This is a genomic window from Streptomyces sp. NPDC050988 (assembly GCF_044456225.1).
Classification (GTDB): Bacteria; Actinomycetota; Actinomycetes; order Streptomycetales; family Streptomycetaceae; genus Streptomyces.
Map to the genome: position 1 here is coordinate 1 of NZ_JBITFQ010000022.1, position 14,792 is coordinate 14,792.

The 14,792-nt window shown below is 71.0% G+C and carries 12 protein-coding genes and 1 pseudogene; 9 read left to right on the forward strand and 4 right to left on the reverse strand.

What is annotated here, in order from left to right:
- Window positions 1-185: 185 nt before the first annotated feature.
- Together ACIBEI_RS34030 and ACIBEI_RS34035 are read right to left on the reverse strand one after the other, a co-directional pair.
- Window positions 186-812, reverse strand: coding sequence for a DedA family protein (locus ACIBEI_RS34030; RefSeq protein ID WP_398894144.1), 627 nt, complete (start codon window positions 810-812; stop codon window positions 186-188).
- A 68-nt stretch (window positions 813-880) separates the two neighbouring features.
- Window positions 881-1,648: pseudogene (locus ACIBEI_RS34035) on the reverse strand (MBL fold metallo-hydrolase); the annotation flags it as partial.
- Between the two features lie 85 nt (window positions 1,649-1,733).
- On the opposite strand from ACIBEI_RS34035, the gene ACIBEI_RS34040 reads away from it, so the two are divergent.
- From ACIBEI_RS34040 to dnaK, 7 genes are all read left to right on the forward strand, one after another.
- Window positions 1,734-2,159: a hypothetical protein gene (locus tag ACIBEI_RS34040; RefSeq protein ID WP_143640931.1), complete on the forward strand. Its 426-nt coding sequence runs from the start codon at window positions 1,734-1,736 to the stop codon at window positions 2,157-2,159.
- Window positions 2,160-2,336: 177 nt separating this feature from the next.
- Window positions 2,337-4,418: an alkaline phosphatase family protein gene (locus tag ACIBEI_RS34045; protein WP_398894145.1), complete on the forward strand. Its 2,082-nt coding sequence runs from the start codon at window positions 2,337-2,339 to the stop codon at window positions 4,416-4,418.
- 205 nt (window positions 4,419-4,623) lie between these two features.
- A complete protein-coding gene (locus ACIBEI_RS34050) occupies window positions 4,624-5,685 on the forward strand; it encodes an ATP-binding protein (protein ID WP_398894147.1) in 1,062 nt (353 codons plus the stop codon).
- 256 nt (window positions 5,686-5,941) lie between these two features.
- Complete coding sequence (locus ACIBEI_RS34055) at window positions 5,942-7,747, forward strand: hypothetical protein (RefSeq protein WP_398894148.1); 1,806 nt, start codon at window positions 5,942-5,944, stop codon at window positions 7,745-7,747.
- Window positions 7,748-7,811: 64 nt separating this feature from the next.
- On the forward strand, window positions 7,812-8,240 hold the full coding sequence (locus tag ACIBEI_RS34060) for an OsmC family protein (RefSeq protein ID WP_398894150.1): 429 nt from the start codon (window positions 7,812-7,814) through the stop codon (window positions 8,238-8,240).
- A gap of 203 nt (window positions 8,241-8,443) precedes the next feature.
- Complete coding sequence (locus ACIBEI_RS34065; protein WP_398894151.1) at window positions 8,444-9,658, forward strand: esterase-like activity of phytase family protein; 1,215 nt, start codon at window positions 8,444-8,446, stop codon at window positions 9,656-9,658.
- A gap of 179 nt (window positions 9,659-9,837) precedes the next feature.
- Window positions 9,838-11,751, forward strand: coding sequence for a molecular chaperone DnaK (gene dnaK, locus ACIBEI_RS34070; protein ID WP_398894153.1), 1,914 nt, complete (start codon window positions 9,838-9,840; stop codon window positions 11,749-11,751).
- Between the two features lie 184 nt (window positions 11,752-11,935).
- On the opposite strand, the gene ACIBEI_RS34075 is transcribed toward dnaK, so the two are convergent.
- Window positions 11,936-12,799 (reverse strand): helix-turn-helix domain-containing protein, encoded by an 864-nt coding sequence (locus ACIBEI_RS34075; RefSeq protein WP_398894154.1) that lies wholly within the window; start codon window positions 12,797-12,799, stop codon window positions 11,936-11,938.
- A gap of 213 nt (window positions 12,800-13,012) precedes the next feature.
- Here ACIBEI_RS34075 and ACIBEI_RS34080 point away from each other — a divergent pair, with 213 nt between their 5' ends.
- On the forward strand, window positions 13,013-13,447 hold the full coding sequence (locus ACIBEI_RS34080; protein WP_398894155.1) for a hypothetical protein: 435 nt from the start codon (window positions 13,013-13,015) through the stop codon (window positions 13,445-13,447).
- Here ACIBEI_RS34080 and ACIBEI_RS34085 read toward each other — a convergent pair.
- Complete coding sequence (locus tag ACIBEI_RS34085; RefSeq protein WP_398894157.1) at window positions 13,429-14,322, reverse strand: helix-turn-helix domain-containing protein; 894 nt, start codon at window positions 14,320-14,322, stop codon at window positions 13,429-13,431. The two genes, ACIBEI_RS34080 and ACIBEI_RS34085, sit on opposite strands and share 19 nt — an antisense overlap.
- A 156-nt stretch (window positions 14,323-14,478) precedes the next feature.
- Between ACIBEI_RS34085 and ACIBEI_RS34090 the strand changes: the two genes are divergently transcribed.
- Complete coding sequence (locus tag ACIBEI_RS34090) at window positions 14,479-14,784, forward strand: 4a-hydroxytetrahydrobiopterin dehydratase (RefSeq protein ID WP_189840950.1); 306 nt, start codon at window positions 14,479-14,481, stop codon at window positions 14,782-14,784.
- Window positions 14,785-14,792 lie beyond the last annotated feature (8 nt).

A 14,792-nucleotide genomic window follows, 5' to 3' on the forward strand; every position in this document is an offset into this window, starting at 1 on the left:
CCTTCCTCCAGCTCGCCCACTGCATGACCCTCGCCCGCAAACACCCGGCTTTCTGAAAGCACCCCTTAGGGGCGCGGGGAACTGCGCGACCAGCCACACTCAACCCGCAGACAACACACGGCAGAAGCTCCCCGCACTCACACCCGCACCCGCACCCGCACCCACGCCCACGCCCACGCCCACCCCTACCGCGGAGCGCCACGCAATCGCCGCCACACCCCCGGCGCCACGCTGATCACAACCGTCAGCACGACCACCGCAACCACCCCCTCCCAGGGCTCCTTGAACAAGGAACCCCCAGCCACCCCGATGAGCTGATACGTGGCAGCCCACGCGAGGCACGCCGGCACATCCCCCCGAGCGAACCTCCGCAACGGCCACTTCGCCATCAAGCAGGCCAGCATCACCGGAATACGCCCCGCCGGCACCAGCCGCGACAACACCAGCACAGCCACACCGTGCTCCGCGAGCTTCTCCTGCGCCTGCGCCAACCGATCCTCCGGCGCACGGTCCCGGATCGCGGCCAGCCACCGCGACCCGTTCTTCGACTTCATGCCACGGCGCCCGAGCCAGTACAGCGCCACGTCCCCCAGGAACGCAGCGAACGCCGCCACCACGAAGACCAGCACCATCGAGAACGGCGCGGTCTGGTGGAACGCCACCACCGCCGCCGAACTCACCAACGCACCTGTCGGCACGACGGGCACCAACGCCCCGATCAGTACCAGCAGGAACAGCGACGGATAGCCGAGCGCCTGCTGGGTGGACTCGGTCGGCACGGTCGTGACAGCGGCGGCGAGCACATCCCTCACCGGGCTCCGCCCTCCCGCTCGTCGTCGCCCCGGCCGGCCGGCGCGTCCCTCGGGGATGACCGGTACCCCGCGACCCGGGGCCGCACACGCTGTCCGTGGTCCAGAAGGTGCACCGCCACCTCGGGCGCACGCTCGGCGGCCAGGCGCACGAACTCCTCGCCGGGCGCGTGGAATTCATGGGGGCGCACGGCATCCATCCCGATCGGCCAGTACGTGCCGTAGTGCACCGGCACCGCGCTCCCCGGCCGCAGACGGGCCAGCGCCTCGGCCGCCCGCCCGGCGTCCAGGTGTCCCTCACCCAGATACGGCCCCCATCCACCGACCGGCAGCAGCGCCACGTCGACCGGTCCGACCTCCTTGGCCATCGACTCGAAGAGGCCCGTGTCCCCGGCGAAGTACGTCCGTGCCTCGCCCTCGATCACATAGCCGAGGGCGGGCGCGCGGTGCGGCCCGACCGGCAGCCGCCGCCCGTCGTGCCGCGCCGGAACGGCCTGTACGACCAGGTCACCGACCTTCGTACGGTCGCCGCTCGCCATCTCGGTGACCCGCAGATGAGTGAGCCTGCGCAGCCCGGGGACGGCCCGCGGGGCGCCCTTCGGCACCAGCAGCCGGGTGCCGGGAGCGAGCCGCGCCAGCGACGGGACGTGCAGATGATCGGCGTGCAGATGGGACACCAGGGCCACGTCCGCCACCGCGGCGTCCGGCGGGGGCGGCGCGCCCCGGCGCCTGCGCAGATGCGCGAGCCGGCGCGCGAAGAGCGGGTCCGTGAGCACGCGCGCGCCCGAGTCCTCGACGGTGCAGGTGGCGTGACCCCACCAAATGATCTCCACCGGCACTCCTTTGCCTCCTTCGCGCGACTCCCCCCGAGCGTACGGGCAGGAGTAGGGTCGGCGACGAAACCCGGAGGTGAGGGGGGACGCCATGGGAGACACACGCCGTGCCTCCGGCATGCTTCGCGTGACGACGATCGCGAGTCTGACGCCGTTGGAGGAGCTGGAGGCGGACCCCTTCCTGGTGGACTCGCGCAGCCAGCACGCCATGTGCGCGCGCTGGGCGGCCGAGCGCGGCTATGTCGTCACCCGCGAACTGCTCGTACGGGGGCTGCGGCCCGACCACTGCGCGCTCTGGGAGGACGTCGAGGCGGGCCTCGTCGACCTGTTCGTCGCGCCCAGCCGCCGGGTCTTGGAGCGGGCGCTCGCCTCCGTGGACGAGTTCACCGCCGAGTGCGCCCGGCGCGGAGTGCGGGTCGAGACGGTCGGTCATGCGGAACCCGCGTACGACGCCCAGATGAAGGCCCATGTCCACCGCCGGCTGTCGATGCCGACGGCGGGCTACGACGGCCGCTGACACCTCCGGCGGTGCCGAGCCCGGGATCACCCCGTGCGGTGGCCCGCCGTCGCCCCCCGCTGCCCCCCCCTGCCGCGCCGGTGGGCCACCGTCGTGCCCTTGTGCGCCGCCGAAACGGCTTGCGTGCTTGTGACAGGGTTGGGGCAGGGTTGAGAGCGGGGTGGAGGTGGGCGTGGCGTGAGCGGCGCGAGATGGCGGCGGCTGGTGAGCGCGCTCTGGCGGAGCGTTGCCGTATGGGCAGTGTCCACGGTCACCATGCTGGCGCTGGCCGGGATCCTGCCGGACTTCAGAATCCAGTCCGCCGACGGGGACAGCGCGACCAGGATCGCCATCACGGCCGCACTCGGCGCCGGGGCGTTCGGCATCCTCTCCTCTGTCGTCTGGCCGCTCCTCGTCCGGGCCCTGCTCCTCGTCCCCGCCCTCGTCCTCGGCCTGCTCGTCTTCTTCCTCAACGGCTCGCTCCTGTGGCTCGCCCTGCGCATCATTCCGTCAGGAGAGAGCGAGGCCGCCCCCGAGACGGCCGTGGTGGTCGCCGCGGTGATGTCCGCCGTCGCGTCCGCCACCGGCGGTGCCCTCGCCGTCCGGGACGACGACGCGTACCGGCGCAGGCTCTACCGGCTCTCCGACCGACGGCGCTCGGAACTGGAGCCGGGCTCGGGCCCGTCCACCCCCGGCGCGGTCTTCCTCCAGCTCGACGGCGTCGGCCACGACGTACTCCTGGACGCGGTCGGACGCGGTCTGATGCCGACCGTCGCCGCCTGGCTCGGTGACGGCGAGGGGGCACGCACCACCCACCGGCTCACGCCCTGGCGCACCGACTGGTCCAGCCAGACCGGCGCAAGCCAGCTGGGCATCCTGCACGGCTCCAACCACGACATCCCCGCCTTCCGCTGGTACGAGAAGGACACCCGGGAGGTCATGGTCTGCAACCGCCCCACCAGCGCCGCCGAACTCCAGCGCCGCGCCGTCGCACACACCGGCGACGGCGGCCTGCTCACCATGGACGGCGCCAGCCGGGGCAACCTCTTCAGCGGCGGCGCCGACCAGCTCGCCCTGGTGCTGTCCGTGGCCGCCAGGAGGGGCCGGGAGAACCGCTCGCGGGCCGGCTACTTCGCGTACTTCTCCGACCCCGCCAACGCCGTCCGTACCGCCCTGTCCTTCGTCGCCGAGGTCGGCCGTGAGATCGGCGAGTCCACCTGGGCCCGCCTCAAGAAGCGGCGTCCGCGGGTCGGTCGCGGCGGTCTCTACCCGTTCATACGGGCCTTCGCGACCGTCATCGAGCGGGACGTCGTCGTCGCCGCGGTGATCGGGGACATGCTCGCCGGCCGCTCCTCGGTCTACGCGGACCTGGTGGCGTACGACGAAGTGGCGCACCACTCGGGCCCGCGCAGCCGCGACACGGAGAAGGTCCTGGCCCGCCTGGACCGCTCACTGGCCCTGATCGCGCAGGTCGCCGAGCACGCCCCGCGCGCGTACCGCGTCGTCCTGCTGTCCGACCACGGCCAGAGCCCCGGTGAGACCTTCCGTACGCGCTACGGACTCGGCCTCGGCGAGCTGGTCCGGGCCGGCTGCGGGCTGCCCGTGCCCCGCAAGGCGCGCCGCACCCACAGCGGCGCCGAGGCCAGGGCCGCCGTACGGGCGGCGCTGCGCAGGCCCGTCGAGGAGGGCCGCGAGGAGTACCGCCCCTCCAGCCGCCACTCGGAACCGCTCGTGCTGGCCTCCGGCAACCTCGGTCTCGTGTCCTTCCCGGACGTGCCGCACCGGATGAGCCGCGAGGAGATCGACGCCCGCCACCCGGCCCTGCTGGCCACGCTCGCCAACCACCCCGGCGTCGGCTTCGTCCTCGTGCGCAGCGAGGAGCACGGCGGCCTGGTGCTCGGCGCGAACGGCGCCGAGATCCCGCTGGACGAACTGGACGAGAACCCGGGCCCGCTCGCCGACTTCGGCCCGGGCGCCGCCGACGCCGTACGCCGCACGCACGCGTTCCCGCACACCGCGGACATCATGGTCAACTCCTGGTACGACCCCCAGGAGGGCGAAGTCCTCGCGTTCGAGGAGCAGATCGGCTCGCACGGCGGCCTCGGGGGAGCGCAGGGGCGGCCCTTCCTGATGTCGCCGCTCACGTTCTCCGCGCCCGTCGAGGACGGGGAGGAGCTGGTCGGCGCCGAGCAGGTGCACCACGTACTGCGGCGCTGGCTGCGCGAGTGCGACGGCCCGCAGGTTCCCGTCGAGACCGGGCCCGAGCGGCGGGTCGCGTAGCGCTCCGCGGGGGAACCAGGCGGGGTGCGGTGGTGATGAGGCCGCGGGCCCGATGTGGCTGGTCGCGCAGTTCCCCGCGCCCCTGAACGGCGCTCGCGGCGCCCGAAAATGGGCTGCGGAGCGCGGGACGAACCACCCACACTGTCCGCATCGGACATCGCGCGCACCGGCGCGCCCCGCTCGAACACCCACCTGGAGCCACTGCGTGCAGGCAGCCGTCACCGTCACTCCCGCCCGAATACCGGAACTGCTGCTCGGCCTCGCGACCGTGCGGCCGGTCTTCATCTGGGGCGCCCCAGGCATCGGAAAGTCCTCCCTGGTAAGGGAGTTCGCCGAGTCACTGGGACTTGAGTGCGTGAGCCTGCTGGGTACGCAGCTGGCGCCGGAGGACCTGATCGGCGTACCGCAGATCCGCGACGGCCGTTCGGTCTTCTGCCCGCCCGAGGCGATCGCCCGCGACGAGCCGTACTGCCTGTTCCTGGACGAGCTGAACGCGGCGACGCCGGACGTCCAGAAGGCGTTCTACTCGCTGATCCTGGATCGGCGCATCGGCAACTACGAGCTGCCGGCGGGCTCGATCGTGATCGGCGCGGGCAACCGCGCGACGGACAACGCGCTCGCGCGCCCGATCGCGTCGGCGCTGGTCAACCGGCTCGCGCACGTGCACCTCGAAGCGTCCCCGAAGGACTGGCTGGTGTGGGCCGGGGCGAACGGAATCCACCCGTGGGTGCTCGACCACCTCATCGACCGCCCCGACCACCTGTGGTCCAAGCCGCCGAAGACCGAGGAGCCCTTCTCGACGCCCCGCTCCTGGCACATGCTCTCCGACGCGCTGCACTCCTTCGGACCGACGCTCGACGAGCCCACGCTGAAGGTGATCGCACACGGCACGCTGACGCCCGCGCACGCGGTCGCCTTCTGCGGCTACGTGAAGATCGTGCGCAGCCGGTTCGGCATCGAGGCCATCATGAAGGGCGAGGCCCGCTGGCCGAACCGCCTTGAGGACCGCGACCTCCTCTACTACCTCGCGGAGTCCTTCCGGGGCCGCCTCGTGAAGGAACTCCCCGCCAGCAAGGAGCGCGCCTCGGCGAGCGGCCGCCAGACCGCCTACCGCGCCAAGTCCCTGCTCGTGCAGCTCGCCGAGATCTCCGTCGAGGTCGCCCAGAGCGTCATCGCCGCGGACGAGGACGGCAACCCCGTCCTGCCCGCCTGGTTCCTGGTGGAGGCGGCCCGCGACATGCCGCGGCTGGTGGAGGCGCGACGGTGAGCGCGTCGCGCGGGACGGTTGGTGCGTCGACCGGGACGACTGTGGGCGAGCCGCGCGGGGTGGTGAGTGCTCCGCGCGGGACGGGGAGCATGCCGAGCGGGACCGGGAGCGCGCCGGCGCCGGGCGGGAAGGCGGTCGCCGGGTTCGGCCCGGCCGCGACGTCGACGGAGCGTACGTCCGGCCCGTCGACGTGGCCCGCGCCCCTTCGCCGCACCTCGGTGCCTGCCCCGTCCGCCCGTCGGCAGGCGGCCCCGCGATGAGCCGTACGCGCAATCAGGAGCAGCCCAAGAAGAAGGATCTGGCCGCGGAGGCGTTCGTCGAGGGGATGCGGCTCGTGCGGGCCAATCGCGCGCTGGCCGCCATCGGGTTCAGTACCTGCCGTCAGGAGGACTGCGAGGAGGCGCCGGACGACGGACTCGTGCGCGTCGACTCCGACGGGGTGCTGCACGTCCATCCCAAGCGCCGGGCCGACCCCGTCGAGTGGGCCTGGGCGGTCGCGCACGGCGCCCTGCATCTCGGCTTCGGCCATGTCACGGCGGCGACCGGCCTGCGTGCCCAGCCCGACCGGTTCGACATCGCCGCCCGCTGCGTCGTCGTCAACCGCTTCCTGCTGGGCTTTCCGATCGGCCGGACCCCCGCGGACCTGCCGATGTCGTACCCCGACGGCGACGAGGAGCAACTCGCCGCGCGCTGGCGCCGCGACGGCATCCCGGCCATGTACGAGCGCTGCGGCACGGCGGGCCCCGAACCGGACCAGATGCTGGTGCCGTGGGACAGCTGGCTCGGTGGCCGGCCGCCGGACTGGCAGCTCGCCTTCGCCCACGCGCTGACCCGCACGGTGGCCACCGCGATGGACATGGCGGGCGGCCGCCGAGACTCGATGCGCGGCGGTGTCACCCCGCGGCAGCCCTGGGAGCGGGCGCTGAGCTGGTTCGTCTCCGCCTACCCCCTCCTCGGAGGCATCGCGGCGGGCATCACGATCGTCGCGGACGCCGAACTCGCCCGCGCGCACGGCATCTCCGTCGCCGCGGTCGACGCGGGGGCGGCCGAGATCTACATCAACCCGCTGCTCCAACTCGACGACGAGGAATGGCGGTTCGTCCTCGCGCACGAGATGCTGCACGCCGCGCTGCGCCACGGCGACCGCTGCGGCACCCGCGACCCGTACCTCTTCAACGTCGCCTGCGACTACGTCATCAACGCCTGGCTGGTCGAGATGCAGGTCGGCACGATGCCCGAAGGGCTGCTGTACGACCAGGAGTTGAAGGACCTCTCCGCCGAGGAGGTCTACGACCGGCTCGCCACCGACCTGCGCCGTATGCGACGGCTCGCCACCCTGCGCGGCAAGGGCGTCGGTGACATCCTCGGCGGCCCGCTCGGCTCGCCGCGCGACTACGTGGACCTCGACGAGTTCTACCGCCGCGGCCTCGGCAACGGCCTCGACCTGCACCAGCAGCAGAGCCGTGGCTTCCTGCCCGGCGGACTGGTGGAGGAGATCCGCGCGCTCAGCCACCCGCCGCTGCCCTGGGACGCCCAACTGGCCCGCTGGTTCGACGAGTTCGTGCCCCGCCCCGAGCCGGTACGGACCTACGCGCGCCCGGCCCGCCGCCAGGCGGCCACCCCCGACATCCCGCGCGCCGGACGCTACTTCCCGCCCGAGGAGATCGCCCGCTGCACCTTCGGCGTCGTCCTCGACACCTCCGGCTCCATGGACCGCACCCTCCTCGGCAAGGCCCTGGGCGCCATCGCCTCGTACGCTGAGGCCCGTGACGTACCGGCCGCCCGGGTCGTCTTCTGCGACGCGGCCCCGCACGACGCGGGCTTCCTCCCCGTCACGGAGATCGCGGGCCGGGTACGCGTCCACGGTCGCGGCGGCACCGTCCTTCAGCCCGGCATCGATCTGCTGCACCGTGCCGAGGACTTCCCGCCGGGTGCCCCGATCCTGGTCATCACGGACGGTTGGTGCGACGTCCTGCGCGTCCGGCGCGAGCACGCCTACCTGATCCCACAGGGTTCTTCCCTGCCGTTCACCGCACGTGGGCCCGTCTTTCGCGTGCGGTGAGCCTGAATGTGATCGGATAGTGCTACGGACCCCAAAACCGGGACCTGATCGAAAGGGATTCATCGTGGCAACCACGCGCTCCGCACACACTGTCTGGGAAGGCAACCTGCTTGAGGGCAACGGAGTCGTCAGCTTCGACTCCTCCGGCGCCATCGCGCAGCAGCCCGTGACTTGGGCGTCGCGCTCCCAGGACGCGAACGGCAAGACCAGCCCCGAAGAGCTGATCGCCGCCGCGCACTCCAGCTGCTTCTCCATGGCGTTCTCGCACGCCCTGGCCGGCGCCGGCACACCGGCCACCAAGCTCACCACCTCCGCCGACGTCTCCTTCCAGCCGGGCGAGGGCATCACGGGCATCCACCTCACGGTGGAGGGCACCGTGCCGGGCATCGAGGAGGACGCGTTCGTCGCGGCCGCCGAGGACGCCAAGAAGAACTGCCCCGTCAGCCAGGCGCTGACCGGCACGACGATCACGCTGTCGGCCAAGCTCGCCTGACCTGCTATTTCCTGCTGGCCGGTCATCCGAGGCAACTCGGAAAGGCTGCTGGGCAAGCTGCTTCACCGACAGGAGCTTGCCCGGCGGCCGGACCAGGACCCGACTGCGAGCACGAACTCGAAGGCGATGCCGCCCGACTTCCCCGTGGTCCGCGTCGTCCTGTGTTCGACCGCCCGTCACCCGGGCTCCCTAGTGTGCGGGCCATGAAGAGACTTTCGATCACGGTCGGCGTTTTCGCGCTGACCGTCGGACTCGCGTCGCCCGCCGTGGCCGACCGCGACTCCAAGGAGCACGGTCAGGCCACCACGGCCTTCGGCCAGGCCAAGTTGACCGGTTTCGCCTCGCTTCCGGCCGAGACGTTCGTCCCGAACAGCGAGCCGTCCGGCTCGGCCATCGGAGCGGGTCCGTTCAACGGCATCACCGGCCCGTTCGCCGACCAGCCCGTCCAGGGCTTCAGCGGCGCCGTCAACCGCCACGACGGCAGCTACGACGTGCTGTCCGACAACGGTTACGGCGGCAAGGCCAACAGCGCCGACTTCCTGCTGCGCGTGCACCGCGTCGAGCCGGACACGAAGACCGGCAAGGTCAAGGTCCTGGGCGGTTTCAACCTCAGCGACCCGTACCGCAAGGTGCCGTTCCCGCTCACCCGGTCCGACCGGGTGCTGACCGGCGCCGACTTCGACGTCGAGTCGATCGTGCGGGCGTACGACGGCTCGTACTGGCTGGGCGACGAGTTCGGCCCGTTCCTGCTGCACTTCTCGTCGAAGGGCAAGCTTCTCGAGGCCCCCATCTCCCTCGACGGAGTGCGGGCGCCGGAGAACCCGTACCTGAACGGCGCCCAGCCCACCATCGGTGGCAGCAAGGGCTTCGAGGGCATGGTCCGGTCGGTCGACGGCCGTCGGCTCTACCCGCTCCTCGAAGGCACGGTCAACGGTGACACCCCCGGCGACCTGCGCTTCAGCGAGTTCGACCTGAAGAGCCGCGACTACACCGGGAAGCGTTTCACCTACCGTCTGGAGTCGCCCTCCAACGCCATCGGTGACGCCATCGCCGTCGACAGGACCCGCTTCCTGGTCATCGAGCGCGACGGCGGCCAGGGCGCCGACGCCAAGTTCAAGCGGATCTACCTCGCGGACATACGGGACCGCGACGGCGACGGGGTCATGGACAAGACCCTCGTGGCCGATCTGATGAACATCGCGAACCCAGGGGGCCTCGGCGGCTTCGGCGAGACCTTCACCTTCCCGTTCACCACGATCGAGGACGTGGTTCTCCTCGACAACCGGACGCTGGCCGTCCTGAACGACAACAACTTCCCGTTCTCCTCCGGCCGTACGCCGGGCAAGGCGGACAACAACGAGTTCATCACCATCCGGCTCTCGGAGAGCCTGAAGGCGGACAAGCGCGCCCTCCGCTAGAGGCGCGGCTCCGCCGCCGATGCCGCGGCCCGGACTGCTTCGGGCCGCGGCATCGGCATGTCCGGGAGCCGTCGTCCGGGGGCGTCGTCCGGTTCCGTCCGGGGTACCCGCCCCATTGACAGGAAGGCACTCAAGTTTTGTGATGGTAGGCGTTAGGGCCCGGGTGGAAGGGGACGGACATGGCACGTGCGGTCGGGATCGATCTCGGTACCACCAACTCGGTGGTGGCCGTTCTGGAAGGGGGTGAGCCCACGGTCGTCGCCAACGCCGAGGGCGCACGAACCACCCCCTCGGTGGTGGCCTTCGCCAAGAACAACGAGGTTCTGGTGGGCGAGGTCGCCAAACGGCAGGCCGTGACGAACGTCGAGCGCACTGCGCGCTCCGTCAAACGCCATATGGGAGACCCGAGTTGGCGGTTCCCCGACAGCGGCACGGTCGACGGCACCCGCTACCGCGCGCAGGAGCTGTCCGCGCGCGTGCTCCAGAAACTGAAGCGGGACGCCGAGGCGTATCTCGGCGAGGACGTCACCGACGCGGTGATCACCGTGCCCGCCTACTTCGACGACACCCAGCGCCAGGCCACCAAGGAGGCCGGCGAGATCGCGGGCCTCAAGGTCCTGCGGATCATCAACGAACCGACGGCCGCGGCCCTCGCGTACGGACTCGACCGCGGCGAGGAACAGACCGTCCTCGTCTTCGACCTGGGCGGCGGCACCTTCGACGTCTCGCTCCTGGAGATCGGCGACGGCGTCATCGAGGTCAAGGCCACCAACGGCGACACCCAACTGGGCGGCGACGACTGGGACCACCGGATCGTCGAGCACCTCGTCAAACGCTTCAAGGGCTCGTACGGCATCGACCTCGGCCAGGACAAGATGGCGCTCCAACGGCTGCGCGAGGGCGCGGAGAAGGCCAAGATCGAGCTGTCCTCGTCCACCGAGACGTCCATCAACCTGCCCTACATCACCGCCTCGGCCGAGGGTCCGCTGCACCTCGACGAGAAACTGACGCGCGCTCAGTTCCAGGAGCTCACCGCCGACTTGCTCGACCGCTGCAAGAACCCCTTCCACCAGGCGGTCAAGGACGCGGGCGTGAAGCTCTCGGTGGTCGACCACGTCATCCTCGTCGGCGGCTCCACCCGGATGCCCGCGGTGACCGAGCTGGTGAAGGAACTCACCGGCAAGGACCCGCACAAGGGCGTCAACCCGGACGAGGTCGTGGCCCTCGGCGCGGCCCTCCAGGCGGGTGTCATCCGCGGCGACGTGAAGGACGTCCTGCTCCTCGACGTCACCCCGCTGTCCCTGGGCATCGAGACCAAGGGCGGCATCATGACGAAGCTCATCGAGCGCAACACGACCATTCCCACGAGGCGTTCGGAGATCTTCACCACCGCCACGGACAACCAGCCCTCCGTCGGCATCCAGGTCTTCCAGGGCGAGCGTGAAATCGCCGCCTACAACAAGAAGTTGGGCGTCTTCGACCTCACCGGCCTGCCGCCCTCGCCACGCGGCGTCCCCCAGATCGAGGTCGCCTTCGACATCGACGCCAACGGGATCATGCACGTCTCGGCGAAGGACCTCGCCACCGGCCGCGAACAGAAGATGACCGTCACGGGCGGCTCGGCGCTCCCCAAGGACGACATCGACCGCATGATGCGCGAGGCCGAGCAGTACGCCGACGAGGACCGGGGGCGCCGGGAGGCCGCGGAGACCCGCAACCAGGCCGAGCAACTCGTCTACCAGACCGAGAAGTTCATCCGCGAGAACGAAGAGCGCATTCCGTCCGACGACACGAAGGCCGAGGTCGAGTCCGCGATCGCCGAACTGAAGGCCCTCCTGGAGCAACGGGAGACCACGGACACGAACACCCTGCGCACCGGCGTCGAGAAACTCGCCACCGTCAGCCAGAAGATGGGCCAGGCCATGTACGCCCAGGCCCAGCAGTCACCCCCACAGGACCAGCCACCCACCGAACAGGCCCCACCGAACGACGAGGAGGGCGTGGTCGACGCGGAAATCGTCGACGACGAGAAGGACACCAACGAGAACAAGCCGGGCGACCCCGGCACCGACACAAAGGCCAACCCGAACTGAGGGGGTGCTCGTGAGGGGCCCGCCCCCCAGGCGCGCCCCTCAGGGGCGCGGGGAACTGCGCGCTCAGCCCAAGACGGCCGTCAGCCGACAAACAACAGCGAGCCCCCACCCACCCAGGGGCGCGGGGAACTGCGCGATCAGCCCAAGACGGCCGTCACCCAACACCCAACAACCAGCCCCACACCTAGAAGTCGGCCCGCCGAGCCCGAATCAACTCCGCGGTCCGCCGCGCCCCCGCCGCCCCGGTGGTCATATGGTCCAACACCTCCAGGTGCGCAGCCACCTCGTTGCGAGAGTCGAGATACAGCGCCCCGGTCAGATACTCGGTGTAAACCATGTCCGGCAACTCCGGCTCCGCGAAGCGGAACAGCACGAACGGCGCGTACGTCCCCGGATGGGGCCCCGCCGCGAACTCGGCGATCTGCAGCGTGACGCGGTCGCTCTCCACGGCCTCCAGCAGATGGTCGAGCTGCTCCGCCATCACCTCGGAGCGGATACTGACCGGCCGCCGCAGGACCGTTTCCTCCATGATCACCCAGAGGTGGGGCGGGTTCTCCCCGGTCAGCAGCTTCTGCCGGGCCATCCGCAGGGACACATGGCGTTCGATCTCCTCGGGCCCGGTCTGCCCGACTGTGCCCGCCTCCAGGACCGCGCGCGCGTAGTCCTCGGTCTGCAGCAGCCCGGGCACGAAGTGCGGCTCGTACGACCGGATGATCGAGGCCGCGCCCTCCAGGCTCACATGCATGCTGAACCAGTCAGGCAGGACGTCGTGGAAGCGCTGCCACCAGCCCGGCTGGTTCGCCTCCTCGGTCAGCCGGACGAACGCCGCGATCTCGTCGTCGGGCACGCCGTACGTCGACAGGAGCACCTGGACGTACGGGATCTTCAGCGCGACCTCGGCCATCTCCATCCGGCGGATGGTCGCGCCCGTGACCCGCAGGATCCGCGCGGCCTCGTCCCGTTTCAGACCGGACGCCTCGCGCAGTTCCTGCAGTCGTCTACCCAGCACCACCTGCCCCACGGTCGGCGCAGGACGCCTTTCACTCACGCCACGCCTCCCCACGCGCCGAGCATGGCCAGAAGTGTGCCATGTTCCCGCTCAACCCTCACCTGATCCGGGGCGTTGTCATTACCTCGGCGGTAATCGACCGTCACCCGGGGCGCCCGTCATGGTGGGTGTACCGGTTTCCGGGCCGGCGCACTCCGGTCCGGGAACCGGGTCCCACTATTCCGCCACGACCTCGACGGAGGGTGATCCGCCATGTCCGCAGCCCAGTTCGCCGCCCTGGCCCGCACCACCGAGCCGCAGACCATGCTGCGCCGCTTCCTGGCGTTCGACGCGGCGGTGACCGGCGTGAACGGCGTCGCCTACCTGGTCGCGTCCGGACCGCTGGGGCGGCTGCTCGATGTCGATTCGGGGCTGCTGCTCGCCCTCGGCCTGGTTCTCACGGTGTACGCGGCGGGTGTCGCGTGGCTGGCCTCACGTCGGCCGTCGCCCGTCCTCCCGGTACGGGCCGTGATCGAGATCAACCTCGCCTGGGCGGTGCTGAGTTGCATCGCGCTCGCCGTGTGGCTGTCGCCGAGCACCGCGGGCGCCGTGTGGATTCCCTTGCAGGCACTGGTCGTTGCGGGGTTCGCGCTTGCGCAGCACGTGGCGCTGCGAGCGCTGACGGGACCTCAGGACATCAGCGACTGAAGGTATTTGACCGTCGCCGGGTCGGCCGGGAGCAGTGTCTCGATGGCCAGCTCGGCGACGGTCACGTCCATGGGCGTGTTGAACGTCGAGATGGACGAGATGAACGACAGCACCCGTCCGTCGTGCTCGATCTGCATCGGCAGGGCGAAGTAGGGGACGGTCTCCCCGGTCCCCTCGCCGCTCCCACTCCCGCTGCCGCTCCCGCTCCCGGGAGAGCCCTCCGAGGAGCCCTCCAAGGAGCCCTCCGAGGGATACGGATACGCCGCCACCTCCTCGTACAGCGCGCGCAGCGGTTCGGACCGGCGCAGGGCGATGTCCCGCTCCATCTGGGCCAGCAGATGGCCGCGCCACTCCCGCAGATTGCGGATCCTCGGCGCGAGACCCTCCGGGTGCAGTGTCAGCCGCATCGCGTTCAGCGGCGGGGCGAGGAGGCGCTCGGGGACGGTGTCGAGCAGCATGGCGATGCCCCGGTTGGCGGCGACCACGTTGTACGTCGCGTCCACCACGAACGCCGGATAGGGCTCGTAGCCCTGGATCAGCCGCTCCACACCCTCGCGCAGCGCGTCCAGCGCCGGATCGTCGAGCGGGGTCTCGGGGTAGCGGGGCGCATAACCGGCCGCCAGCAGAAGGGCGTTGCGGTCCCGCACGGGTACGTCCAGGTGCTCGGCCAGCCGCAGCACCATCTCCTCGCTCGGCCGGGAGCGGCCCGTCTCGACGAAGCTGATGTGCCGCGCCGACGACCCGGCCCGCAGGGCCAGCTCCAGCTGGCTGACCCGACGCTGCTCCCGCCAGCCGCGCAGCAGCGGACCGACACCCTTGGCGGACGTGGCGGCCGACGTACTGGTGGACGGGGAGGCGGCAGCGGCGGCGGTCATGCACCGACCGTAGTCGATCCGCGCCCAGGGAGTCGATGAGCCGCCGAGCGGCCGAATGCCTACCCCGCCCATTGCGCCGGACGCGCCTGACCAGGGACGGGACGGCCGGACTGTGGCACGCTGAAGAGATCCGGACATCATGGAAGGAGCGCGATCATGCCCCCTGCCCCGCTGTCGCAGAAGGAGATCGAGGACCGGCTCGCGGAGCTGCCCGGCTGGTCCCTGGACGGAGACCGGATCGCCCGCTCCTACCAGCTCGGCTCGCACTTCGCGGCGGCCGCGCTGGTGGTGCACATCGCCCAGGTGCAGGACGAGCTGGACCACCACTCCGACCTCACGCTCGGTTACCACACGGTCTCCCTCACCGTGAACACGCACAGCGTGGGCGGAGCCGTCACCGAGCTGGACTTCGACCTGGCGCGCCGGGTCGAGGACCTCGCCGCCGGGCACGGCGCACATTGAGCCCACTG